The following is a 23,949-nucleotide window of genomic DNA, read 5'->3' as shown; positions in this document are numbered from 1 at the left end:
GGCGAAGCCTTGCCCACGCGTCTGCCGGGTATGAACGCGGATTATCCTCGGCTATGTCTGAACTGGCTGTTGCGGATAGACGTGCCCCCTGTAGAAGCGGGCCATGCCCGCGAGTAATCCAGCGCACAAAAGCTTCGCGGGCACGGCCCGCTCCTACGGACGTTCAGAACACCTCGGCACTTCGAGCACACGCAATCGGGACAGAGCCATATAAAAAGCTATGTCTGAGCTGGCTGTTGCGGATAGACGTACCCCCTGTAGGAGCGGGCCATGCCCGCGAATATTCCAGCGCGCAAAGCTTCGCGGGCATGGCCCGCTCCTACGGACGCTCAGCCTTGTAGGGTGGGCTTCAGCCCACCACGTGTTCGGCAAAGCCCGGGGGAGTGTAGGAGCCCGCTTGCGGGCGATCGGCCGCAACGCCGATGGTCGCCGGCAAGGACTCGGCGTCCTCCGGGCTCCTACGGGTGCGGTGTGCACATGCGGCTGCACCCTGTTTGCTGCGCGACGGCGCTGCGACGAAGACGCGCAGGCGCCTCCTCCATGTGCCCCTGCATCCAGCTTGTGGGCGTAGGGCAACCCGCCGGTTCGGAGCCGGCATTGACATCGTCCGCGCGGGTTTCACCCGCTCTTGACCACACGGTGGGAGGCACGCCTCGCGGCGATTGCTGGCCCAGGGGCCGCCGGAAAGCGTGCAATGTATCGCTCGCCATGCTCTCGGCCCGGCTGTTAGGGTTGCACGCATCATCTGGGACGGAGACAACGATGTTCGAATCCGCCGAAATCGGCCATTCCATCGACAAGGCGACCTACGACGCCGCGGTGCCGGAACTGCGCGAAGCGCTGTTGCAGGCGCAGTACCGGCTGAAGGCGCAGGCACGCTTCCCGGTGCTGATCCTGATCAACGGCATCGAGGGCGCGGGCAAGGGCGAGACCATCAAGCTGCTCAACGAATGGATGGACCCGCGGCTGATCCGCGTCGACAGTTTCGACGTGCCCAGCGACGAGGAGCTGTCCCATCCCCCCGCGTGGCGTTTCTGGCGGCGGCTGCCGCCGAAGGGGCATACCGGGATTTTCTTCGGCAACTGGTACAGCAAGATGCTCGAGGACCGCGTCCATGGGCGGATCAAGAATGCCGAGCTGAAACTGGCCACTGCCCGCGCGCAACGCCTGGAGCGGATGCTCTGCGACGGGGGCGCGTTGATCTTCAAGTTCTGGTTCCATCTTTCCAAGGCGCAGATGAAGGCCCGGTTGGACTCGCTGAAGGACGATCCCCTGCACAGCTGGCGCATCAGCCCGCTGGACTGGCAGCAGTCCAGGACCTACGACAAGTTCGTTCGCCATGGCGAGCAGATCCTTCGGCTGAGCAGTCGGGATTTCGCGCCCTGGTATGTGATCGAGGGGGTGGATTGGCGTTATCGCAGTCTGGCGGTGGGGCGGGTGTTGCTGGAAGGTCTGCAGGCGGCGCTGGATGCGGCCGAGCAGCCGACCTCGCCGACCACCCAGCCGCATTCGGCGCCGCTGCTGGGCAATCTGGACCGCTTGAGCCTGCTGGACAGCCTGGATCTGTCGCAGAAGCTGGCCAAGGATGCCTATCAGCAACAGCTGGCCGAGGAGCAGGCCCGGCTGTCGCGGCTGTTGCGCGATCGGCGGTTGCGCAAGCGGGGCGTGCTGGCGCTGTTCGAGGGCCATGACGCGGCGGGCAAGGGCAGTGCGATCCGACGTGTCACCGGCGCGCTGGACCCGCGCCTGTATCGCACCGTGCAGATCGCCGCACCGACCGAGGAGGAGCGCGCCCAGCCGTGGCTCTGGCGCTTCTGGCGGAACCTGCCGGAGCGCGGCAAGTTCACCATCTTCGACCGTTCCTGGTACGGCCGGGTGCTGGTGGAGCGCGTCGAAGGGTTCTGTACGCCGGACGAGTGGCTGCGTGCGTACGGCGAGATCAACGATTTCGAAGAGCAACTGGTGGATGCCGGTGTGGTGCTGGTGAAATTCTGGCTCAGCATCGATCAGGACACGCAATTGCAGCGCTTCCAGAAGCGCGAGGCAACGCCCTTCAAGCGCTTCAAGATCACCGACGAGGACTGGCGCAACCGCGAGAAATGGGACGACTACGGCCATGCGGTGGCGGATATGGTCGACCGCACCAGCACCGAAATCGCGCCCTGGACACTGGTCGAGGCCAACGACAAGCGCTTCGCCCGGGTGAAGGTCCTGCGGACGCTGAACGAGGCGCTGGAGGCGGCGATCGCCAAGGGGTAATGATTGCTGTGGGTAGGAGCGGGCCATGCCCGCGATGCTTTTGCGTGGGAGGTTCGCGAGCATGGCTCGCTCCTACGGGGTCTCGTGCGTCCCGTATGGGGCGGTTGCAATCTGTCCTATGCGCCCCGTTCGAGCTTCGGAAGGCGAAGCGGCGGCCAGTCGGGCGATGGACGGCCATATGCATGCTGAATGGTCGTCGCCACGGTCGCGGAGGCGGCACTATGCTCCGCTAACCGTCCACCGGCGGGCGTGGAACAATCCGTGCGCAGCGCGCCGCAACAACATCCCCACGACCGCCCAGCTCCGAGGTATGCCATGCGTGAAGTAGTGATCGTCGACAGCGTACGGACCGGCCTGGCCAAGTCCTTCCGTGGCAAGTTCAACATGACCCGCCCCGATGACATGGCGGCCCATTGCGTCGACGCGCTGCTGTCGCGCAACGATCTGGACCCCGCGCTGGTCGAGGACTGCATCGTCGGCGCCGGCTCCAACGAGGGCGCGCAGGGCTACAACATCGGTCGCAACGTCGCGGTGCTGTCCGGCCTGGGCATCGCCTGCCCGGGCATGACGCTGAACCGCTACTGCTCGTCGGGCCTGCAGGCCATCGCCGTCGCCGCCAACCAGATCGCCTCCGGCTGCAGCGACATCATCGTCGCCGGCGGAGTGGAGTCCATCAGCCTGACCCTCAAGAGCCGCAACACCGATCACCTGTTCAACCCGATCATCCAGGAGCGCGTGCCGGGCATCTACCACAGCATGGGGCAGACGGCCGAGTTGGTGGCGCGGCGTTACCACGTCACGCGCGAACAGCAGGACATCTATTCGCTGCAGAGCCAGCAGCGCACCGCGCGCGCCCAGGCCGAAGGGCTGTTCAGCGACGAGATCGTACCGATGAGCGTCGAGTACTTCACCGAGGACAAGCACACCGGCGAGCGCACCGTGCACCAGGGGGTGGTGGACCGTGACGATTGCAATCGCCCGGACACCACGCTGCAAAGCCTGGCCGGACTCAAGCCGGCATTCGCCGAGGATGGTTCGGTCACCGCGGGCAACGCCTCGCAGCTGTCCGACGGCGCATCGATGACACTGGTGATGAGCCTGGAGAAGGCCATCGAGCTGGGGCTCGCGCCGCGCGCGTTCTTCCGTGGTTTCACCGTGGCCGGTTGCGAACCGGAGGAGATGGGCATCGGCCCGGTGTTCGCCGTGCCGCGCCTGCTCGAGGCCAGGGGCTTGCGGGTCGACGACATCGACCTGTGGGAACTCAACGAGGCCTTCGCTTCGCAGTGCCTGTATTGCCGCGACACGCTGGGCATCGACAACGAGAAGTACAACGTCAACGGCGGTTCGATTTCCATCGGCCACCCATTCGGCATGACCGGCTCGCGCACCGCCGGCCACATCGTCCGCGAACTGCAGCGGCGCAACCTGCGCTACGGCGTGGTGACCATGTGCGTGGGCGGCGGCATGGGCGCTGCGGGGCTGTTCGAAGCGGTGCGCTGATCGTCATGCGTTGGTGTACGTGGCTGTAGGCGCCAGGGACGTCCAGTCCTTGCTGGCGAAACATTGCAGGGCCCGTGCGCCCTGCGGACCCCATGGGCATGTCCATTGGCAATATAAAGGCTATGTCTGAGTTGGCTGTTGCGGATAGACGTACCCTCTGTAGACGTACCCTCTGTAGACGTACCCTCTGTAGGAGCGGGCCATGCCCGCGAATAATCCAGCGCACAAAAGCTTCGCGGGCATGGCCCGCTCCTACGGACTTTCAGAACACCTCGGCACTTCGAGCATACGCAATCGGGACAGAGCCATATAAAAAGCCGCAGAGCAACCTTTCGGTTTGGCTCTGCGGCTTTTTTCGTTCACCCGAGCGCCATGCGATCAGGCCGTGCAGCGTTTAGCGAGACAGGTTGTACTCGGCTGCGGCACCGGTGCCCACGATGCTGGCGGACGGCAGCAGCTGGCTGATGAAGCGGTTCCAGCGGGTGATGTTGGCCGGGCCGACGAATACCACGTCCTGCGGCTGCAGCGGAAAGTGCTTGGCCAGGGCGAAGGCGGTCGGGGACTTGGCGTTCAGCTGGAAGATCTTGGCCGGCGCTTCGGCCATGTTCTCCGCGCCACGGATCACGTAGAGCGCTTCGCCGTCGGCGGTGTCCTGGCGAATTCCGCCGGCGGTGCCGACCGCGTCCATCAGGTTCATGCTGGTGGCCTTGAAGGTCATGGCCTGTGGCAGCATCACTTCGCCCAGTACGTAGACCTTGCGTTGGTCGTTGTACGGCAGGTGCAGCTGGTCGCCATCCTTCAGGTAGACCTCGTGCAGCCAGGAGTCCGGGCGGTTGAGCGAGTCGATGTCCAGCATGTATTCGCGACCGTCACGCTTGAGGGTCAACCCGGTGAGGTCGGCGGTTTCGGTATCCACCCCGGCCTGGCCGATGGCCTGGACGATGGTCATCGGCGCGGTGGTGATCGGCACTTCCCCGGCGGTGTTGAAGGCGCCGGAGACGACCACGCGCTGGCTGCCGAAGCGCAGGATGGAGACGTCCACCTGCGGGCTGTCGATGTAGTTGGTCAGGCGGCGGGCGATGATCGAGCGCAGTTCTTCGATGGTCTTGCCTTCGGCCTCGACGTTGCCGATATAGGGGTAGAACAGGGTGCCGTCGGGACGCACCAGGCGACCGTTGGCATCCAGCTGCTGCTGCGGGCCGGACGGTGCGGTCAGTTCGGGGTGGTCCCAGACGGTGATGTAGAGCAGGTCGTTCGGGCCGATGCGATAGGAAGAGGGTTGGTAGCTCAGCAGTTCCTGCTTGCTGGAAGTACCCATGTCGGAAGCCAGTTCGCCTTTCAGCATCTCGGGCGTGATGCGTACCAGTTGGACGGTGCCATGTTCGGCTTCGGCGCCTTCCTTGAACTCGTCGGGATCGAGGTACTGCCCGGGGGCGAAGGCGCAGCCCTGGAGTGTCAGGGCGGAAGTGAAAGCGAGTGCGATAAATGGTTTCATGGGTTGTTCATCCTTGACGGAGTGGTTGTTGTTCAAAGAGTGAGACGGCTTGATTCACTTTTTTGCCTAAGGCGTTGGAATGGTTCTTTCGCCTATCTAAGAGGACCGGAGTCATCACTCCACACTCCTCAGCGACCAAATGGGACCGGTAGCCAAAGTTTCTCTCCTTCCTGAATGTTTCATCTCCCGCAGCGTTATATCGGCTGCGCGGGAAACGTTTTGTTTTTATCCCTCCTGGTTGTAACGACAGCGATCGATTGCCAGGCCGGTTTAATTCCTTACTTGTTCAACGTGCCTACCACTTACGACCGGGACGGGACGACGCAAGGTGTCGAAGTGCCATCCTGCGCACATCACAGTAGGGATAGACCGTTCCGATTAGCTTGGGTTCACGGCGGTTCCCCGCATTTACAGTGGATTTTTCGATCCTTTGGCTCACGAGTCCTGTTTCGCGGGTTTTGCCTTCTGGACGCGATAATTTTTTTCCCGCAGGAAGGCCGGAACTATGAACAGCGCATCATGGGCATAACGCCTTACCAGCCGTCTGGGCTCGGACAGCATTCGGTGCAGCCATTCGAGTTTGCAGTTCTGTATCCACTGCGGCGCCCGTTTGATACTTCCGGTGGCGAACGAAATGGAGGCGCCGATACAAAAGCCCATGCCGGTGCGTTCATGGCTTTCGATGGCACTGGCGAGTATTTCCTGGCGCGGTGCCCCGACGGCGTAGAACACCAGTTCGGATGGGTGCTGGCGAACGAACTGCAGCGCCCGCTGAACCTCATCCGGTTTATTGATGAAGCCCATCGGCGGGTTGTGGTGATAAAGCGTGATGCGCGGGTAGAGTGCGCGCAGCTTCGCGCACTCCTCGTCGGTGGCGCCGATCAGGACGATGCGCAGGTGCTCCTTGTCGGCCCATTCCAGCAGGTCGAGGGTCAGGTCGCTGCCCGGGATCACTTCTTCGATCCGGACCCCCAGCCGCTGCAGCAGCGGCTGCAGGATGCGGCTGTCGCACAGGCGCAGACGGGCCTTGGCGTATGCCTCGCGCAGCGCATCGTTCTGCTGGAGTTGCGCCAGGTGATCGACGTTGGGCGTCACCACGAAGGAGTAGGGCTGCTCGACCCACTCCCGGATGCCAGCCAGCAAGGCTGCTTTGCTGCCGGTGTAGAAGTCCACACCGAACGCGTGGGTAGTCTCACTAGACACTCATCGTTACTCCCTTGAAGGCGCCCTTGATGCCCGACCAGGCGAGGCTGGGGTGGTTGAACTCCTTGATGACGGTGATCGCGGAGAGGCAGCAGGCCGATGCCAGCGCGAAGCCCTGCCCGTAGAAGCGCTTGTTGAAGCGGGTTGCCGCGCGATTGCGGTAGTAGTGATAGAAGGCCGAGCGCCCGCCCGAGCTGAGCGAGCCGTAGTGGAACAGCCGGCTGCTCGGCACGACGCGGATGGAAATGCCTTCCTTCCTGGCCTGGAACTGCCAGTCGACTTCCTCGGAGTACATGAAGTAGGCCTCGTCCATCAGCCCGATCCGCTCGATCAGCTTGGCCGAGAACGCCAGGCTGCAGCCCATCAGGTAGTCGGGCTGCTCCCGGTTCTGCGCCATCGCCTCGAGGGTCTGGTCCTTGCCCAGCAGCCTGGCCTTGCCCAGCAGCGGGTAGAGCTTGCCGCCGCCATAGCACTCCAGGCGGCCGCTGTCGGCACTGAGGATCACCGAGCCGACGAACTGGCGGTCATCCTCCTGCAGCGCTTCGAGCAGCGGGGTGAAGGCATCGCTGTCGACGTAGGTGTCGTTGTTGACGATCCAGAAGGTCGTCACCGGCAGGTTCTCCAGCGCCCAGCGCAGGCCGTGGTTGTTGCCGCCGGCGTAGCCGTTGTTCTGCGGGTTGGCCAGCACGGTCACGTTCGGCCGGGGCTGGGCCGCCAGCCACTGCTCGAAGGCCGCGACGGAACCGTCCTGCGAGTCGTTGTCGATGACCACCACATGGTCGAGAGCCGGGCAATGAGCGAGCAGGCTCTCAACGCAACTGATGGTTTCAGTAGCTGCCTTGTAGTTGAGGATAAGCGCGACGTTCATGGATTCGCTCCTGGCTGCGAAGGTGACGGGCCTTGAGGGCATGGATGACAAACAGTGCGGCGATGATCGGTTGGGCGTACTCCAGCAGGCCGTTGAGCGGCCAGATGACGAAGAAGGCCAGCATCACCGAGTAGATGAACGTCATGTCGGGCGTGATGTTCCGCGCGATGCGGTGGTAGACGAACAGCGTCATCGGGATGATGGCGAACGTCAGGAAACCGAAGCGGAACAGCGTGCCGATGATTCCGACATCGGAAAGAAAGAAATGCTCACCGAAATAGGGAATGAAGCCGTCCTGCCACATCAGCGACAGCGAGCCGCTGGGCAGCCAGTTGACCTGATCCAGGTGCATGAAGATGGCCGCGATGGTATGCGGGCGCGCGCCGTCCTCGATCCCGGTCTCCAGCGTGCTGTCATAGAACTCGGCATTGAAGCCGAGGACCTCCAGCAGGCTCGGGTAGAAGTAGAACGGCGACAGCAGGATCGACAGCGAGGCGGCCCAGATGATGGCCTTGGCGCGCAGGCAGAACAGCGTGAAGGCCAGGCAGAGCACGATCAGCTGGCGGGTCTGGGTGGCGAACACCAGGGTCAGCAGCAGAACCGCCGCGATGATCAGGTAGAGATTCCTACTGCGTTTCGCGCCATTGATCGGCGATATCCCTTTCGACCAGATCTGGATGCAGTAGAAGTAGCCGAAGCAGATCAGGTAGGGGCCGATGGAGGAGCGGTCAGGACGGTCGTCCGAGCGTACCTCCGGGCGCAGGTCGGGAATCACGCCGAACTTGAAGCACCAGGAAAGAAAGGCCGCGATCAGCGCCGCATAGAGCAGCCCACGCTCGAACTGCAGCGTGCTGACGCGCTTGCCGAGGAACAGCAGCGGGGCGAAACCCAGGCAGAACAGCACCCGGCGCTCCTCGATCAGTCCGTAGACGATCGGCTGGCCATAGGTGAAATAGGCGAATACCGCCGGCATCACCAGGAGCACCACCACGCTGTACAGGCTGTAGTACATGAGGACGCGGAATTCGCGCGGGGCTTCTTCCGCCGAGGCCAGCAGCAACAGAATGGTGAAGACGATGCAGATCGCCAGGTACAGCTCGTTCACTCCCTTGATGCCGTAGGGGTTGTGCGGACTTTCGCCGAACACGGAAAAGTGCAGCACGACCGCCAGGATCAGCAGCGGGAAGAAGAAAAAGCGTGAACTGAAAGTCGTCGTCATCAACCTTGGTCCTTAAGTGTGTGTTCCCTGATCGCGTAGCGGCTCATGCCGTTTCCAGCGTCCGCTTCTTGATCTTCTTGCGCCGTACCAGCAGCCCGGTGAACGCCTTGAAGCTCTGGTAGAGGCCGATCTCCCGCATGCCCTTGCCCAGTTCGAAGCCTTTGTAGGTCGGGGTCTTGAGCAGCAGCAGCTTCATCGCCAGCAGCCGCGGCAGGATGGTGGTGCGGCGGTAGTACTGGAACGGCTGGATGGCGAAGATGCTGGCGGTGTCGAAAGCCTCGGCTTTGACAACGCCAGCGGCCTGCGCGTTGCGGAAAAGTGCGCGACCTTTTTCGGTTCGGACCAGGATCAGCGAATTGCCCTCGCGTTCTTCGAACGACGGGTAGCCTTTTTCATCGCCTTCCCAGCCGTCGGCGCAGACGATGTCGGCGAATTCGCCGATGCCGTCCGGGCAGATCTTGCAGCGGGTCTGCAGGTGGCGGTTGAGTACCTTGCCCCAGGAGTCGTTGTAGGTCATGGTCCGCGCCTCGCCGTTTCTCAGCGTGGCCTTGGTCAGCCCCGGCCAGCCATCGCCGCGGTAGCGGAAGGCGGTGACGTCGCTGCGCTCGACTTCCAGCTTGTCCAGCACCTGCTCGGTGCCGTGCAGGCTCGGCGTGCCGGCGCACATGAAGGAGACGATATAGGGGATGTTTTCCTTGAGCCGCACATCGTGCTGCTGCATCTGGCGCACGGCGGCGACGTCGCACGGCTTGCCGATGAACAGGTATTTCTCGGTGGACATGGCCACCCACTTCAGCGCCTCGCCCGGACTGGCCGGCGCGTAGCGCGAGCCGGAGGAGGCGATGATGTTCTGCCGCGAGCGGCTGATGGTGGCGACGTTCTCCAGCGGGTCGGTCTGCGAGGCCTGGATCTGGATCACGCCGTCGACCAGCCTGTGCTCCAGGCAATACTGCGCCAGTGCCGAGATCACGCCGCCGGAGGAACCGGCCTGGCGAATCTCGTCGTCCGCCGCGTAGCCCTTGAGCGTATCGAGGATTTCGCCCCAGATCGGATGGTAGTTGGCCGACTTGTAGGGGCGGATGTCCAGGTTCAGCGCCGGGCAGGATTTGGCGAAGGCCGCGCTGGTCTGCTCGCTGGCCAGCGGCTTGTCCCGGTATTGCCCGTTGAGCACCGGCCGATGGTAGCCGTCGGCGTTGAGGCGGATCTTGATGGCGTCGTCATCGGCCACCGAACTGCACATGCCACAGCCACTGCACAGGTCGTTGTTGAGCACGCGGTTCAATAGAGCTTTCATACCTGCCTTCCCTTGAGCGGCCGATCGGGCGACGTGCGCGACCGGCAGTATCGAACGAGTTCGGTCATGCGCTCTGGCCCTGCCTGCGATAGATGGCGAGCACCGCATAACCGTAGATAAGTGTCAGGACGACCATGCCCAGAGTGGACACCCAGGGGGCCGCCTGTATTCCGTGCGAGGGGATGAAAAACCAGTAGCACGCCACCGTGATCACGCCCGAGGCGATGATCCCGAAGGTGCGCAGGAAGCCGGTCCCCATCGCCATCAGCTGCACCCCCAGCCCGGCCGCGACGAAGCGCGCGGCGGTGAAGCAGGCGAAGGCCAGCCACAAGGTGTTCAGTTCGGCGTACTCGGCGCCGAGGAAGTAGTCGGTGAACAGCGGGCCGATGAAGAAGAACGCCAGGGCGAAGATCAGCCCCATGCCGGCGTACTCGCCGAGAATGCGCACGCCGTAGCGGAACAGGCCGGCGGTCTTGTTGTGCAACCGATAGGCGAAGCGCGGGATGTGCACGCTGGCCAGCAGGACGCTGAACGGCACCGCGCCCTGGACCAGCCGCGAGCCGGCGAAGTAGATGCCCGCGGCCTCGCGACCGGCGAGGTGGTTGACCAGGATGACGTCGAGCTGGGCGAAAATGTTGGTCGCGCCGCTGTCCACCGCGAAGCTGGTGGAGGACTTGAAGCGTTCCACCAGCACCTGCCGGGAATTGCGCAGGATGCCGCCCAGCGCGAGGATCTTCGACAGCGCGCGCAGGGCGAAACCGGCATAGACCAGGCGTGACACCAGGAACGCCAGGCCGATCGCCAGCACGTCGTTGCGCAAGAGGATAGCCGCGCCGATGAGCACGAAATGCACCAGCGCCGTCGCCACTACGATCTTCGTTTCGCGATGGAACTGGCCGATGCTGCGAAACACCGTCAGCCCGAGGTCGCCATAGGACGAGGCCAGGGTACCGAGCAGGAACAGCACCGCGGCGAAGCGCTCGATGGCCTGCAGGTCGAGCACGAACAGGATCACCGGCAGCAGCACCACGCAGGCCGGCAGCACCAGCACCGATTTCGCCGCCAGGCTCGCCGACATGATCTCGCCGGCGCGCTCGCGTTCGGCGCCGATGTCGCGCAACGCGCGCATGCCGAAGCCGTAGTCGGTCACCAGGGCGACGATGGTCGACCAGGTGATGACGATCGAGATGAAGCCGAAATCGCGCGGCCCCAGCGTGCGCGCCAGGATCAGCAATGTACCGAGCTGCACGGCGGTACGCGCCGCCGTGGTCACCCCCATCAGGGCATGATCGCGCATGGTTATCTCTGGTACGCGGCCTGGGGCTGGTTCAGCGAAACCAGGATCTGCTCCAGCGCAGCGCCGTAGGCGTCGAGCTTGCGGCGGATGATCTCGCCGCTGGCGGCGACCTCGGCCTTGAGCTGCTCGCGCTGGTCCAGATATTCCAGCACCTGCTGCAGTGCGCCGTCGGTGCTTTCGGTCTTCAGGTCGACCACGCGGTGGTAGTCCAGCGACTGGTAAAGCCCGGAGAACTTGCGGCTGTAGGCCAGCGGCACCACCGGCACGCCGGCGGAGAAGGCGCCGATGGTGGCGTGCATGCGCGCGCCGACGAAGAAATCCATGCCGCTGATGTAGGACTTGGCCTCGATCGGTCCCTTGAAGCGGGGCGCCAGCTCGAGCTGCGGGTATTGCTGCTGCAGGGCCTGGGAAACGGTGTAGTCGTCCTCGGCCGGAAAGCCGATGGGGATCACGTGCGGCACCAGGTGCACCTCGTGCCCGCGTTCGAGCAGGGTGCGGATCAGCCGGTCGGTCAGCGCCTTGTAGTCGGCGCGCAGGCCGAACTGGTTGGCCGTGCCTTCGTAGCCGCCGTGGTGCAGCAGGGCGGAGACGCTCAGGCCCACCGCCAGTCTGTCCGGGGCGCGCTGTTCGCTCTGGCGCTCGAAGGGCAGGGCGAAGGCGACGTCGATGACTTCGTCGCGGTTGGCGACGTTCAATTGCCTGAGCACGTCGAACGACTGATGGTCGCGGGCGAAGACCATGGCGCTTTTCTGCATGGCCCAGGCCGAGGCCCGGGTGCCCCAGGCGGACTTGAACGGGCCGATGGTCTGCGGCGAAAGAATCAGCGGGACGCGGCCGGCCAGCGCCATGCCCTTGCTCAGCAGCAGCTTGATCAGCCGCTTGGCGCCATAGATGTCGGAGAAACTGTCGCCTTCGCCGATGTCGAAGATCGCGTCGCAGGAGGCGATGGCCCGGTACAGGCCATGGGGATTCTTCAGCAGCGCCTGCTCGTTGAACTCGATGAATTCGTAGTTGAAGCGCTCGGTCGACGGCGGGTAGTCGCAAGGCCCCGACGAGCCGATGATCAGGAACTCGGGGACGATGCCGCATTTGCGCGCGGCCTCGTCGATCAGCAGCATGTTGGAAATGCTCAGCGCGCCAACCCCGAGGTTGCCGGATGAGAACGAGTGCCATAGCAGTCCGAATTTCATGTTCGTGTCACTCCAGAATCAGTCGGCGCGTGTCGCGGGGGTGGGGCCGATGGCGGTGCAATCGTTGCGCAGGTGCTTGCGCATGAGTTCCATCTGCGGCCGGTCCTTGCCGTCGCGTGGCTCGATGGCGAGCTTGTAGCTGCCCCAGCCGGGGCCGCCGGCCCAGTAGGCGCTGGGCACGCAGTTGTCGTTGAGGTAGGCGAGCAGGTTGTCCATCGCCTCGGCCGCCTCGGGCAGGTCGTCGGGAATCCCGTACTCGCCGAGGAAGCCTTTCTGGCCGTGTTTCTGCAGCCATTCGATGAACGGCCGCGCCCGTTCGACGCCGAGCATGGGGTCGATGTTGCGGCTGGCCTGCTGCAGGTACTTGCCGGAGAAGTCCTGGTCGAAGTACAGGTGCGCTTCGTAGATGATCCGGTCGGCCGGGTCGTCGATCAGGAAGTTGGCGTTCACCAGCGGCCAGTGGAAGGCGCTCGACCAGCGCTCGCCCTCGACGAAGATCAGCGTCTGCTCGTCGACCTGGCGGATCGCATCGACGGCGGCCTGCGCCGCGCCGGGCCAGAGGCCGACGGTGCCGTGCGGCTCGTTCATGATGTCGTAGCCGAGCAGCCCGGGATGGCCCTTGAACTGTTGCGCCAGTTTCTGCCACACCGAGGCGTAGGCCGCGTAGGGCACCTTGCTCGAGCCGATCAGTTCGCCGTGGTAACGACCGTAGTTGTGCATGTCGAGAATGACCTTCTGGCCGTTCTGCGCGGCCAGGTCCAGGGTCTTCTTCAACAGCCGGATCTGGTCGAAGTTCAATCCGTCGCCGAGCGTGTGCTGCACCCGCTCCCAGATGAAGGGGAAGCGGATCAGGCGGATGCCCTGGTCGGCGTAGTACTTGAAATGCTTCTTCTGCGGGTAGAAGTAGTGGGTGCCGTGCTTGCCCGGGGTGATGTGCGGGGCGAAACCGGCGCCGGAAAGGTTCACGCCGAGCAGGGCCAGGCCATCGTCGGTGGCGGGCCAGTCGGTGGCGCAAACTCCGCTGGCGGCAAGCGAGGCCGTCAACGCCAGGGCCAGCCGGATGGCTCGTCTGGTTGGTCGGGTGGCGTACTTCGTCATCTCGGGTACCTGTCGTAGGTTGGGTCGGGCGGCGTTCCGCTGAGGAGCGAAGCGACGAAGCCCAACGCGTCGTGCCCGTGCCAGTTGGGCTTCGCTGTGCTCAGCGCCAACCTACCCGGGTGTGCCCGATCGCACGCAAAATCCAGGGAAAACACTTCCAACGAAGCCTCTGCAACAGGTAACGGGAGCCAAAAAATATCCACTGCGCCTGGGGGCTCAGTCGAAAGAGGCAGTCCGGAAAAAAGAAAAGTGGTGTGGCGTGGCGGCAGGTTTCCCCACCGCCACGCACGCTCACCTACTTGGTGCTGGCGTATTCGTACTGGTAGTAACCGTACTCGCCATAGGTCGAGGCCTTGCGCACCACGGCGTTGAAGATCACGCCCTTGACCAGCAGGCCGTTCTGTTCGAGGCGACGCTTGGCCGCTTCGATTTCCTTCAGGCCGTTCATGCCGTAGCGGGTGACCATCAGGGTGGTGCCGGCCTGGCTACCGACCAGCGCCGCGTCGGTGACGGCGAGGATCGGCGGCGTATCGAAGATCACCAGGTCGTACATGTTGCTGATCTCCTTGACGAAGCGAGAGAAATTCTCGTGCATCAGCAGTTCCGACGGGTTCGGCGGCATCTGGCCGTGGGTGATCACGTGCAGGTTGTTCAGCTGGGTCTTCTGGATCGCATCGAACAGGGTGATGCGCCCGGAAAGGATGTCCGACAGGCCCTTGTCGCCGTCGCAGCGCATGACCTTGTGCAGGTAGCCCTTGCGCATGTCGGCGTCGATCAGCAACACGCGCTTGCCGGACTGGGCGACCACCGCGGCGAGGTTGGTGGTGACGAAGGACTTGCCCACCGCCGGGCTCGGGCCGGTGATCATCAGCACGTTGTTCTTCGCCTCGATCATCGCGAAGTGCAGGCTGGTGCGCAGGCTGCGCATGGCCTCGGTGGCGAGGTCGGCCGGCTCGTTGATGGTCAGCAGGTAGGAGGCGGCGCTCTTGTCGCGCTTGAAGTTGGCCAGGCGCTTTTCCAGCGCGGCCTGTTTCTCGGTGAACGGAATCGAGGCGTACACCGGGGTGCCGGTACGTTCGATGTCTTCCGGGTTCTCGACGCCGCGCTTGAGCGCTTCGCGCACATAGACGAAGGCCACCGCCAGCAGGCCGCCGAGCAGGGTGGCGACGATCACCACCAGCGGCTTGTTGGGCTTGACCGGGTTTTCCAGGTCCGCGGCGGCGTGGTCGATGATGCGCACGTTGCCCACGGTACCGGCGCGGATGATGTCCAGCTCCTGGGTCTTGTTCAGCAGCATGGAATAGGTTTCCGAGGATACTTCCACGTCGCGGTTCAGGCGCAGCAGTTCCTGCTGGGTCGAGGGCAGGGTGCCGATCTGCTTCTCCAGCTCTTCCTTCTGCATCTGCAGCTGGTTGATCTGGTTCATCAGCGCCTGGAAGTTCGGGTGCTGACGGGTGAAGCGGCGTTCCATCTCGGTGCGCTTGAGGTTCTGCTCGGAGATCTGCTTCTCCATGTCGACGATGCGATCGAGCACGGACTGGGTCTCGGCGGTGATGTCCACCGAGCGCGAGCCGGTCTGGTACTTGTTCAGCGCGGTCTGGGCGGCTTCGAGGTTCTTGCGTACGGTCGGGACCTGCTCGTTGAGGAACTCCAGGCTCTGGGTCGCTTCCGCCGCGTTGCGTGCGACGTTCTGGTTGACGTAGAGCCTGGCGACTTCTTCCAGGACGCGGATGGCATGCGCCGGATCGGTGTCCTCGAGGGTCACGTTGACGATACCGGACTGCTTGCCACGCTCGGCCGCGGCCAGACGCTGCTGGTAGCTCTCGGTGGTGTTGTAGGTGCGGTTCTTGATCACCGTGAAGGTGGTGCCGGGGCGCGCATTCAGCTCGGCCACGGTGATGCGGTAGGCATCGGCTTCGACCGGTTCGCCGACCACGCCCTGTACCACGACCTCGTCATCCTCGTCGCGCAGGATGAAGCCATTGTTCTCGGCCGCTTCCAGGGTCAAGTCCTTGCCGTGCACCTTGTCCGGTACTTCCAGCTGGGTGACCTTCAGCGTCTCGCCACCCCAGGCGTACGCGCCCAGGCCGGCCGGGTACCAGCCCAGCTCGCCTTCTTCGGTCGGCTCGAAGCGACGCGCCATGAAGCCGCCGACGATCGGAAAGTGGTGAGGCTTGATGATGATGTCGAGGTTCAGGTTGCTGACCGCGCCACCCACGACCGAGCGCGACTTGAGCAGCGCGATCTCGGTCTGCGCCGGCGATACCGGCGGGTTGCTGTTGACCACGTCGGTCAGGCTCGGCAGCCCATTCTTCGGCTCGATCTGGATCATCGCACTGGCGAGGTAGACCGGGGTGGCCAGCAGCGCATAGGCGATGCCCAGCGCGGCGAAGAACCCCGTGATGGTCAGGATGAGCATCCGGTTGTTGATGAAGGTATCAAAGAGGTGGGCCAGGTCGATGTCCTTGTCCTCTTTGGTTTCATAAATCGGGCGGGGCATGGTTGTCATCGAAGTTCCTTCTTCATCTCAGGTAAGGAAGCCAGCTCTCGACGGATTGCGTCAGGAGGTTGTGAACGTGTTCGAAGGCAGGTTTGGACTGGCGGTAGGGGTCTGGGATCTCCAGGTCCCCCTGCCACTTTCCAATCAGGAAGGTCTTGCCATGCACTTCGGGTGCAATCTGGCGAATGTGCTGAATGTGGCTATGCTCCATGGCAAGGATGAGGTCCGCCTGATGCAACATGTGGCTGTCAACCTGCCGGGCGCGATGGGCTGGGAATTCCAGCCCGTTCTCCTGCAATACTTCGTGGGCGCTCTTGTCCATCGGGTTACCTACTAGTGCACCAATACCCGCCGAGCTGATCGTCAGGCCCTGGCTACCAAGCCTGTGTGCAAACAGCGCCTCGGCCGTGGGGCTGCGGCAGATGTTTCCAACACAGACAATCAGGATGTTGTTGAACATGGTGCTCAGCCTCGTGGTGGCTGCTGTTTCGCAGCCGCCGGGGGGCAGTCCGGGGCGAACAGAAATGAGATTTTCAGGGGCATCATTAGTTCCATCCTGTCGCGCCAGAGCGGCGCGACGATTGCAATTGTTTTCGGCTGAACGGGTTGCCGTCGGTCAGTACACGTCCTTGTTGATCAACAGGGCCAGCGGGGTGCGCGCGAGGATGTAGAGGTCGAACCACACTGACCAGCGTTCGATGTAGTCGAGGTCGAATTCGACGCGCTTCTCGATCTTCTCCAGCGTGTCGGTTTCGCCGCGATAGCCGTTGATCTGCGCCCAGCCGGTGATGCCGGGCTTGACCCGATGGCGCGACGAGTATTCGGCCACGGCGTCTTCGAACAGCACCCCGGCGGCCTTGGTGGCGGTGGCATGCGGGCGCGGGCCGACCATGGACATGCTGCCGAGGAAGACGTTGAGCAGCTGCGGCAGTTCGTCGAGGCTGGTCTTGCGGATGAAGCGGCCGACACGGGTGATGCGGTCGTCGCCACGGGTGGTCTGGCGATCGGCGGTGGCGTCCGACTTCTCGTGGTACATCGAGCGGAACTTGAAGACCTCGATCAGGCGGTTGTTGTAGCCATAGCGCTTCTGCTTGAACAGCACCGGGCCGGGCGAGTCGAGCTTGATCGCCAGGGCGAGCAGCAGCATGGCCGGGGCGGCGACGAGCAGGGCGAGGCTGGACAGCACGATGTCTTCCAGGCGCTTGAAGACGGGCGACCAGCCGCGCAACGGCAGGTCGGAGGCGATCAGCGTCGGCAGGCCGCCGACCTGGGTGATGCGCCGGTCGGCGTGACGGAAGGCGACCATGTCCGGCACCAGCAGGACGCTGACCGGCAGCTTGCGCAATTCGTTGATGAGCTGGCCGATGCGGCTGTCGGCGAACCAGGGCAGGGCGACCAGCACCTGGGTGACTTTCTCCTCGCGGATCATCCGCTCCAGCTCACGGGTGTTGCCCAGCAGCGGCAGGCTGGCGAGTTCCTTGGGCAGGCGCTCGAGGCGGTCGTCGATGAAGCCGAGCACGCCGGTGCGGATGTCGCGGTTGTTCTGCAGGTATTCGGCAACCCGCACGCCGTTTTCGGTGCCGCCGAGGATCACGGCGTTCTGCAGGAACAGGCCGCGCGCCATCAGGCGGCGGAACAGCGCCAGCATCGCCAGGCGCTCGGCGCCGAACAGCGCGGCGCTGGCCAGGAACCAGAACACCAGCTGGTTGACGTCCAGATAGCTGAACAGGCCCATGCCCTGGTGCATGAAGACCAGGAAGCTGAAGGCCGCGGCCCAGGCGAGAAGCATGATGCGAAAACGCAGCAGGGTGCTGAATACCTCTTCGCTGTAGATGCCGACGGTCTGGAAGATGATGATGCTGAGCACGGCGAAGAAGCCGAGGAAGGCGCTGAACGTCCCGCTGGCGGGCAGGTCCATGAACGCCAGCAGCAGGAAGCCCGGCAGGATGGCGGTCAGGCCGTGAATCAGACGGACACTGGCCAGGAAGTAGTCAACGAAACTGGGATGAGCATATTCAAGGGTTCCAACTGACTGTGCGCGCATACAAGGCTCCTTCCTCAGCTAAAGCTGGCTTCAAAAACTCGAATTAATCGCCGCGGCATGCGGGGGATTGATGGCAGGCGGCTATCGCAACCCTGTTCGGGACTCCTGCTCCGACCGTGCCTCCAGAAATGAGTTCAGTGACAGTCAGCGGGTCGACGAAAAAGCGCCTTAATCCCATTTGTGTGCGCAACTGGCTGTTTTTAAAAGATTTTTGATTGATTAACTGGTCGACTCTGGCAGGCTGACTGAGCCAGCGCGGTGACGGGCGGCGCTTGTTTATCGAACTTTCGGATTAATGCCGCCGCGCTTGGAGGACACAAACTTCTCGGCGGCGAACGGGTCTGATATGACGTCGAATGGCAAGGATCTAACGAACATGGGCGATGCCAAGGCGCTGCTGATACTGCACGGTAAACAGGCGCTCAATGAGGAGGTTCGCGAGGGCGTCAGGCAGCAACGCGAGCGCGGCTGGGAACTGGCGGTTCGCGTCACCTGGGAGGCCGGCGATGCCCGCCGGCTGGTGCTGGAAGCGCTCGATGCCGGCTACCCGACGCTGATCGCCGGTGGCGGCGACGGCACCTTGCGCGAGGTGGCCGAAGCGCTGTTGCTGAGCCGGGCGGATGCGCGCCTGGCGCTGCTGCCGCTCGGCAGCGCCAATGATTTCGCCCGTGCCGCGGGTATTCCGCTGGAGCCGCTCGAGGCCCTGGCGCTGCTGAACGAACCGGCGCGGCCGGTCGATGTGGGGGAAATGAACGGGCAGCCGTTCGTCAACATGGCCACCGGCGGCTTCGGTTCGAAAGTCACCGCCAGCACCTCCGAGGAGCTGAAACGGATGCTCGGCGGCGGCGCCTACCTGCTGACCGGGTTGTCGCGCTTCGCCGAGATCCAGTCCGCGCGGGGCCATTTCCGCGGCCCGGGCTTCGAATGGCAAGGCGAGTTCCTGGCGCTGGGGATCGGCAACGGGCGCCAGGCCGGCGGCGGCCAACTGCTCTGCCCGCAGGCGACGATCAACGACGGCCTGCTGGACGTATGCATCGTGCCGGCGCCGGCCGATACGGTCGGCACGCTGGGCACCTTGCTCAGCGGCGGGCTGCTGGGGGTCGAAGCGGTTTCGGTGAGCGCGCGGGTGGCCTGGCTCGAAGTCGAGGCGCCGGAATCGATCAACATCAACCTGGATGGCGAGCCTTTCAGCGGCGAGCACCTGCGCTTCGATGTCCGCCCTGGCGCGCTGCGCATGCATCTGCCGGCCAACTCGCCCCTGTTGCGGCGTCCTGAGAACGGCGGGTAATGGCTATATGATGGCTTTGGTATGCTCGCATGTAGGTAGAGCTGCGCGTAGGTTGGGTTGAGGAGCAAAGCGACGAAGCCCAACACGTTCGTGCCGCTTTCTGTTGGGCTTCGCTGCGCTCAACCCAACCTACGCGCGCATTTCTACGGCCCGCTGTATTGTTGAGAAAAGACGTGCCGGGAGCATAAAGCCGCGCCGCAAGCGGCCGATATGCCTTTATCGTCGTTCACCAAGAGACCTGAAATGGCCAGCATTCTCGATTCAGTCGATCAACGCACCCGCCTGGTGGGCCAGAATCGCCTGGAAATCCTCATGTTCCGGCTCGGCGGGCGGCAGAAGTTCGCCATCAACGTGTTCAAGGTGCAGGAAGTCGTCCAGCTGCCGCGAATGACCCTCATGCCGCACCGCCACAGCTCGGTATGCGGCGTGATCAACCTGCGCGGCCAGACCCTGCCGGTCATCGACCTGTCGCTGGCCATCGGCCTGCGCCCGCTGGTGCCGGACGAGCGCAGCACCATCATCGTCACCGAGTACAACCGCACGGTGCAGGCATTCCTGGTCGGCGGCGTTGACCGTATCGTCAATCTCAACTGGGAGGCGGTGATGCCACCGCCGAGCACCGCCGGCCGCCAGCATTACCTGACCTCCATCACCAGGGTCGACGACGAGCTGGTGGAAGTCATCGACGTGGAAAAGGTGTTGGCCGAGATCGTGCCCTATGACACCAGCATTCCTGCCGAACGCCTGGCCGACCCGATCCTCGAGCGCGCCCGTGGCCGCGAGGTGCTCTGCGTGGACGATTCCAGCGTCGCCCTCGTGCAGTTGCGCGAAACCCTCAGCCAGCTCGGTTTGAAGATCCACACCGCCAGCGATGGCCTGAAGGGCCTGCACATGCTCAAGGCCTGGGCCGATGCCGGCGAGGTGCTGACCGACAAGCTGCTGATGGTCTTCACCGACGCGGAGATGCCGGAGATGGACGGCTACCGCCTGACCACCGAGATTCGCAACGATCCGCGCCTGCGCGATCTCTACGTGGTGCTGCACACCTCGCTGTCGGGTAGCTTCAACCTGGCGATGGTGCAGAAGGTCGGGTGCGACAACTTCCTCTCCAAGTTCCAGCCGGAGAAACTCGTCGACGTCATCCAGGACCGCCTCAAGCGCGACGAGCCGAGCTGAGCGGAGCGGAGCCCCGCATCACTCACATCGGGCCCTGCAGGAGCGAGCTTGCTCGCGATCAATGCCCGGAGCCGGTGGAAAACGCTTCGCGGTTTTGCCACCCTACGGCGGTCCGGTCTTTCGTGTAGGGTGGACAACGCTTTGCTTGTCCACCGCCTGCCCGGCCACGAACGAAAAATCCGCCAAGGAGCCGCAGCGTGCATCTCTCCTCGCTCTATCGCTTTCCCCTCAAATCCGCCGCCGGTGAAGCGTTGCCGCAGGCCCGCAGCGATGCGCTCGGCCTCGTCGGCGATCGTCGCTGGATGGTGGTCGCCGCCGGCACGGGCCGCTTCCTGACACAGCGGGCCGTGCCGCAGATGGCGCTCCTGCAGGCGTCCTGGCAGGGCACGGAGGCTCTGCGGCTGAGTGCGCCGGGCATGGACGAGCTGCGGGTGGCCGTGCCGGGCACGGCCGAGATGCGCAGCGTGCAGATCTGGCGTTCGAGCGCCGTGGTGCCGGACGCCGGCGAGGCCGCCGCCACCTGGCTGACGCGCTTTCTCGGCCAAGCCTGCCGGCTGGTCTATCTGCCCGCGGAGGAGGGCATCCAGGTCGATCTGGATTATGCGCAACTCGGCGAGCGCACCGCCTTCAGCGACGGTTTTCCCTTCTTGCTCATCGGCCAGGCATCGCTGGACGATCTGGTGCAGCGCGTCGGCCGTCCTCTGGAGATGCTGCGTTTCCGGCCGAACCTGGTGATCAGCGGCGCGCAGCCCTACGCCGAGGACGGCTGGAAGCGCATCCGTATCGGCGAGCTGGAGTTTCGTGTGGTCAAGCCCTGCTCGCGCTGCGTCATCCCGACCATCGACCCGGCGACCGCCGAGCGTGACGCCGACCGCGAACCCCTGGCGACGCTGCTGGGCTATCGCAAGGGCGAGGGTGGCGTGTTCTTCGGGCAGAACCTGATTGCCGAAGGCACCGGCGAACTGGCGCTCGGCATGCCGGTGGAGGTGTTGGAATAGGCCCGACCATGGGCTTCAGCGTAGGGTGGGCTTCAAGCCGTAGGGTGGGTGCAACCCGCGCGGACGATGCCAGGGCTAACGCCGAACCGGCGGGTTGCACCCGCCCTACGTTCTGCAATCGCCGCGAGGGCGCGCTTCCATAGGTTCCGGTGGATGCTCGCTGCTTTTGTGGGAGGCCTCGACCTGAGGCGATGTTTCCTTCAAGGCGTAGGGTGGGCTTCAAGCCGTAGGGCGGGTGCAACCCGCGCGGACGATGCCAGGGCTAACGCCGAACCGGCGGTTGCACTCGCCCTACGTTCTGACGCTCGGCATGCCGGTGCAAGTGCTGGAATAGGCCCGACCATGGGCTTCAAGCCGTAGGGCGGGTGCAACCCGCGCGGACGATGCCAGGGCCAACGCCGAACCGGCGGGTTGCAACCAACCCGCTTCTGCAATGGGGCGATGCTTTTTTCTATTGCGATTCGAAGAACCGCTCGTGCCATTCCACCAGGGGTTGCGGCGTGTTGAGTTTCTGCCCGTAGATCACCGAGTAGGTGAGCACGTTCTGCACGTACTGGCGGGTTTCGTCGAAGGGGATGTTCTCCACCCAGACGTCGAACGACAGGTGCTCGGCGTTGCGCAGCCACTGGCGGACCCGGCCGGGACCGGCGTTGTAGGCGGCGGAGGCGAGCACGCGGTTGCCGTTGAACTGACCGTAGATCTGGCTCAGGTAGGCCGTGCCGAGCTGGATGTTGGTGTTCGGGTTGAGCACCTGCTGCGGCGAGGCCAGCGGGATGCCGAACCGCTTGGCGGTTTCCTTGGCCGTCGCCGGCATCAGTTGCATCAGCCCGGTGGCGCCGACGTGCGAGCGCGCGTCGGCCATGAAGGCGCTTTCCTGGCGGGTCACGGCGAAGGCCCAGCTGGGGTGGATGTCCCGTGCCTTGGCGGCCTGGACCATCGCACTGCGGTGGGCCATGGGGAAACGGATATCGAGGTCGTCCCAGTACTGCGCCTGGCTGATGCTGCGGATCGCCGGGAAATACCATTCCTTTTCGTAGGCCAGGCGCGCCTGGGCGACCAGCTCGTCGCGGCTGAACAGGCGGCTGACGTGGTACCACTCGCGACGCCCGTCGACGATCTGCCCGCGCTCGTGGAACTCCAGGGCACGCCGGATGCCGGCGGTGTTGCGCACCTTCTGCACGACCTTCGGTTCCAGCGCCAGCGGCTGATGGTTGAGCTTGTACGGCGCCTGGATGCGGTCGGCCGAGAGGAAACCATAGAAGTCGCGCTCCTGGGCCACCGGCTGGTAGAGCTGCTCGACCTGCTTGCTCTGCGGCTTGGCCAGTTGCAGGCTGCGGGCCTGCCAGTAGCGCCAGCGATTGCTGTTGGCCAGTTCCTCGGGGAAGCGCTGGGTCAGTTCGTGGGCTTCATCCCAGCGGCCGAGGCGCAGCAGCAGCCGCGCGCGCCATTCGCTGACGGTGTTGTCGCGCAGTTGCGGGTCGTATTCGGCCATCACGTTCAGCGCGCGGCTATCGAAACGCTTGGCCAGGGTCAGGCCGATCTGCCGGGCGATGGCGACTTTCTCGTCGGCGGAGAAGGCGAAACGCCGGGCGTAGCCGTCGAGCAGGCCGAGGGCCTTTTCCGGGTCCTGGCGGGCCAGCCGGCGCAGGCCGACGGATACGACGTCCGCCATCGCCGGGCTGGAGGCGGCGAAGCGCTCCGGCTGGCCGAGCATCTGCGGCTTCTGCGTGACCTCGATCATCAACTGGCCTTGGCTCTGCAGGGTCGGCAGGCGTTTCACCAGGTAGCTGGCGAGTCCGTAGTTGCCGCTTTCCACGGCCAGCTTGGCGCGTTTCCAGCGCCGCTCCTCGGTGAGCAGGCCCTTGGCTTCCCAGAGGTCGAACAGGCGGTCGCAGGCGTTGTGCTGGGACTTGCCGACCAGCCACAGGCGCTCGGCGGTGGCGTCCGCCCCCGGCAGGTCGTTGCTGAGCTGGTACTGGCCGAACAGGCAGTCCAGCTCGGTGAAGTTCATCTGCGGGTCGTAATAGCGGGTGAAGGTCTGCCAGTCGCCGCGCGCGGCCAGCAGGCGCAGCCAGCGCAGTTTCATCCAGCTGATCTGCGGCAGGTCGCCATGCTCGGCGAGGAATTTCTCGACTTCCTGGTTGCTGGCGGTCTTCAGCCGGGCGGTGAGCTCGTCATAGGCGAGATAGGGCTCCAGCGGATAGTCGCGCAGGGCGCTCTGGTAGCGCCGGTAGGGCCTGCTGTCGCCCTTGGCCAGGGCCTGCTTGGCTTCATCGTAATACTGGCGTTGCTGGTTGAGGCTGGCGGCGGAAACATCGAGGCCGAAGGCCGAAAAGAACAGGCAGAAACACAAACTGGAGAGTCGGCCGCGCATGGTACTTCCGAAAACGGGGGCGTTGGACTGGCAGGACGATGAACCCTGCGATATGCGCCAGTTCTCAAAGCCTGCGAATGAGCGCTAGCTTAGCCTGCCGCCTCGGCCAGTTAAACGAGCATTAAGCTCCGGTAACAAACAAAGCC

17 protein-coding genes are annotated in these 23,949 nt (G+C 64.1%); 5 read left to right on the top strand and 12 right to left on the bottom strand.

From position 1 onward, the window contains the following. Positions 1-762 precede the first annotated feature (762 nt). Both pap and IN820_RS08765 read left to right on the top strand, forming a co-directional pair. Positions 763-2,259 carry a polyphosphate:AMP phosphotransferase gene (gene pap / locus IN820_RS08770; protein WP_193680610.1) on the top strand — a complete coding sequence of 499 codons (1,497 nt, stop codon included), beginning with the start codon at positions 763-765 and terminating at the stop codon, positions 2,257-2,259. Positions 2,260-2,574: 315 nt separating this feature from the next. After that, positions 2,575-3,759, top strand: coding sequence for a thiolase family protein (locus IN820_RS08765; RefSeq protein WP_193680609.1), 1,185 nt, complete (start codon positions 2,575-2,577; stop codon positions 3,757-3,759). 394 nt (positions 3,760-4,153) lie between these two features. On the opposite strand, the gene IN820_RS08760 is transcribed toward IN820_RS08765, so the two are convergent. The 11 genes from IN820_RS08760 to IN820_RS08710 all read right to left on the bottom strand — a co-directional run bounded on the left by IN820_RS08760 (position 4,154) and on the right by IN820_RS08710 (position 17,967). Beyond that, the gene (locus IN820_RS08760; RefSeq protein ID WP_193680608.1) at positions 4,154-5,254 is read right to left on the bottom strand and encodes a polysaccharide biosynthesis/export family protein; all 1,101 of its coding nucleotides are present in this window, start codon (positions 5,252-5,254) and stop codon (positions 4,154-4,156) included. 435 nt (positions 5,255-5,689) lie between these two features. Further along, positions 5,690-6,457, bottom strand: coding sequence for a WecB/TagA/CpsF family glycosyltransferase (locus tag IN820_RS08755; protein ID WP_193680607.1), 768 nt, complete (start codon positions 6,455-6,457; stop codon positions 5,690-5,692). Further along, positions 6,450-7,325, bottom strand: coding sequence for a glycosyltransferase family 2 protein (locus IN820_RS08750; protein ID WP_193680606.1), 876 nt, complete (start codon positions 7,323-7,325; stop codon positions 6,450-6,452). Before IN820_RS08750 ends, IN820_RS08755 begins: the two co-directional genes overlap by 8 nt. Next, positions 7,285-8,544, bottom strand: coding sequence for a hypothetical protein (locus tag IN820_RS08745; protein WP_193680605.1), 1,260 nt, complete (start codon positions 8,542-8,544; stop codon positions 7,285-7,287). The genes IN820_RS08750 and IN820_RS08745 overlap by 41 nt, the downstream gene beginning before the upstream one ends. A 43-nt stretch (positions 8,545-8,587) precedes the next feature. After that, complete coding sequence (locus tag IN820_RS08740; RefSeq protein ID WP_193680604.1) at positions 8,588-9,838, bottom strand: Coenzyme F420 hydrogenase/dehydrogenase, beta subunit C-terminal domain; 1,251 nt, start codon at positions 9,836-9,838, stop codon at positions 8,588-8,590. 64 nt (positions 9,839-9,902) lie between these two features. Next, positions 9,903-11,135 carry an oligosaccharide flippase family protein gene (locus IN820_RS08735; RefSeq protein ID WP_193680603.1) on the bottom strand — a complete coding sequence of 411 codons (1,233 nt, stop codon included), beginning with the start codon at positions 11,133-11,135 and terminating at the stop codon, positions 9,903-9,905. 2 nt (positions 11,136-11,137) lie between these two features. Next, positions 11,138-12,325 (bottom strand): polysaccharide pyruvyl transferase family protein, encoded by a 1,188-nt coding sequence (locus IN820_RS08730; RefSeq protein WP_193680602.1) that lies wholly within the window; start codon positions 12,323-12,325, stop codon positions 11,138-11,140. An 18-nt stretch (positions 12,326-12,343) separates the two neighbouring features. After that, positions 12,344-13,423 (bottom strand): glycoside hydrolase family 5 protein, encoded by a 1,080-nt coding sequence (locus IN820_RS08725; protein WP_193680601.1) that lies wholly within the window; start codon positions 13,421-13,423, stop codon positions 12,344-12,346. A 295-nt stretch (positions 13,424-13,718) separates the two neighbouring features. Next, entirely contained in the window at positions 13,719-15,932 is a 2,214-nt protein-coding gene (locus IN820_RS08720) for a polysaccharide biosynthesis tyrosine autokinase (protein ID WP_193680600.1), read from the bottom strand. A 13-nt stretch (positions 15,933-15,945) separates the two neighbouring features. Then, a complete protein-coding gene (locus IN820_RS08715; protein ID WP_193680599.1) occupies positions 15,946-16,383 on the bottom strand; it encodes a low molecular weight protein-tyrosine-phosphatase in 438 nt (145 codons plus the stop codon). Positions 16,384-16,539: 156 nt separating this feature from the next. Then, positions 16,540-17,967, bottom strand: a complete 1,428-nt coding sequence (locus IN820_RS08710) for an undecaprenyl-phosphate glucose phosphotransferase (RefSeq protein WP_193680598.1) — start codon at positions 17,965-17,967, stop codon at positions 16,540-16,542. Positions 17,968-18,343: 376 nt separating this feature from the next. Between IN820_RS08710 and yegS the strand changes: the two genes are divergently transcribed. From yegS to IN820_RS08695, 3 genes are all read left to right on the top strand, one after another. After that, positions 18,344-19,255, top strand: coding sequence for a lipid kinase YegS (gene yegS, locus IN820_RS08705; protein WP_193680597.1), 912 nt, complete (start codon positions 18,344-18,346; stop codon positions 19,253-19,255). Between the two features lie 243 nt (positions 19,256-19,498). Further along, positions 19,499-20,431, top strand: a complete 933-nt coding sequence (locus IN820_RS08700) for a chemotaxis protein CheV (RefSeq protein ID WP_193680596.1) — start codon at positions 19,499-19,501, stop codon at positions 20,429-20,431. Between the two features lie 197 nt (positions 20,432-20,628). Continuing rightward, the gene (locus tag IN820_RS08695; RefSeq protein ID WP_193680595.1) at positions 20,629-21,429 is read left to right on the top strand and encodes an MOSC domain-containing protein; all 801 of its coding nucleotides are present in this window, start codon (positions 20,629-20,631) and stop codon (positions 21,427-21,429) included. 451 nt (positions 21,430-21,880) lie between these two features. Here IN820_RS08695 and IN820_RS08690 read toward each other — a convergent pair whose 3' ends face one another. After that, the gene (locus IN820_RS08690; protein ID WP_193680594.1) at positions 21,881-23,803 is read right to left on the bottom strand and encodes a transglycosylase SLT domain-containing protein; all 1,923 of its coding nucleotides are present in this window, start codon (positions 23,801-23,803) and stop codon (positions 21,881-21,883) included. Positions 23,804-23,949 lie beyond the last annotated feature (146 nt).

The organism is Pseudomonas lopnurensis (assembly GCF_015070855.1).
GTDB lineage: Bacteria > Pseudomonadota > Gammaproteobacteria > Pseudomonadales > Pseudomonadaceae > Stutzerimonas > Stutzerimonas lopnurensis.
Note: the sequence above shows the minus strand (reverse complement) of the source record. Positions and strands in the feature narration are given on the sequence as shown.

Bases quoted from the DNA above. Each gene is read 5' to 3' on its own strand.
- IN820_RS08720 (WP_193680600.1), bottom strand. From the start codon at position 15,932: ATGACAACCATGCCCCGCCCGATTTATGAAACCAAAGAGGACAAGGAC.
- IN820_RS08760 (WP_193680608.1), bottom strand. From the start codon at position 5,254: ATGAAACCATTTATCGCACTCGCTTTCACTTCCGCCCTGACACTCCAG.
- IN820_RS08715 (WP_193680599.1), bottom strand. From the start codon at position 16,383: ATGTTCAACAACATCCTGATTGTCTGTGTTGGAAACATCTGCCGCAGC.
- IN820_RS08725 (WP_193680601.1), bottom strand. From the start codon at position 13,423: ATGACGAAGTACGCCACCCGACCAACCAGACGAGCCATCCGGCTGGCC.
- IN820_RS08690 (WP_193680594.1), bottom strand. From the start codon at position 23,803: ATGCGCGGCCGACTCTCCAGTTTGTGTTTCTGCCTGTTCTTTTCGGCC.
- IN820_RS08735 (WP_193680603.1), bottom strand. From the start codon at position 11,135: ATGCGCGATCATGCCCTGATGGGGGTGACCACGGCGGCGCGTACCGCC.
- IN820_RS08700 (WP_193680596.1), top strand. From the start codon at position 19,499: ATGGCCAGCATTCTCGATTCAGTCGATCAACGCACCCGCCTGGTGGGC.
- IN820_RS08765 (WP_193680609.1), top strand. From the start codon at position 2,575: ATGCGTGAAGTAGTGATCGTCGACAGCGTACGGACCGGCCTGGCCAAG.
- IN820_RS08710 (WP_193680598.1), bottom strand. From the start codon at position 17,967: ATGCGCGCACAGTCAGTTGGAACCCTTGAATATGCTCATCCCAGTTTC.
- IN820_RS08730 (WP_193680602.1), bottom strand. From the start codon at position 12,325: ATGAAATTCGGACTGCTATGGCACTCGTTCTCATCCGGCAACCTCGGG.
- pap (WP_193680610.1), top strand. From the start codon at position 763: ATGTTCGAATCCGCCGAAATCGGCCATTCCATCGACAAGGCGACCTAC.
- IN820_RS08745 (WP_193680605.1), bottom strand. From the start codon at position 8,544: ATGACGACGACTTTCAGTTCACGCTTTTTCTTCTTCCCGCTGCTGATC.
- IN820_RS08740 (WP_193680604.1), bottom strand. From the start codon at position 9,838: ATGAAAGCTCTATTGAACCGCGTGCTCAACAACGACCTGTGCAGTGGC.
- IN820_RS08750 (WP_193680606.1), bottom strand. From the start codon at position 7,325: ATGAACGTCGCGCTTATCCTCAACTACAAGGCAGCTACTGAAACCATC.
- yegS (WP_193680597.1), top strand. From the start codon at position 18,344: ATGGGCGATGCCAAGGCGCTGCTGATACTGCACGGTAAACAGGCGCTC.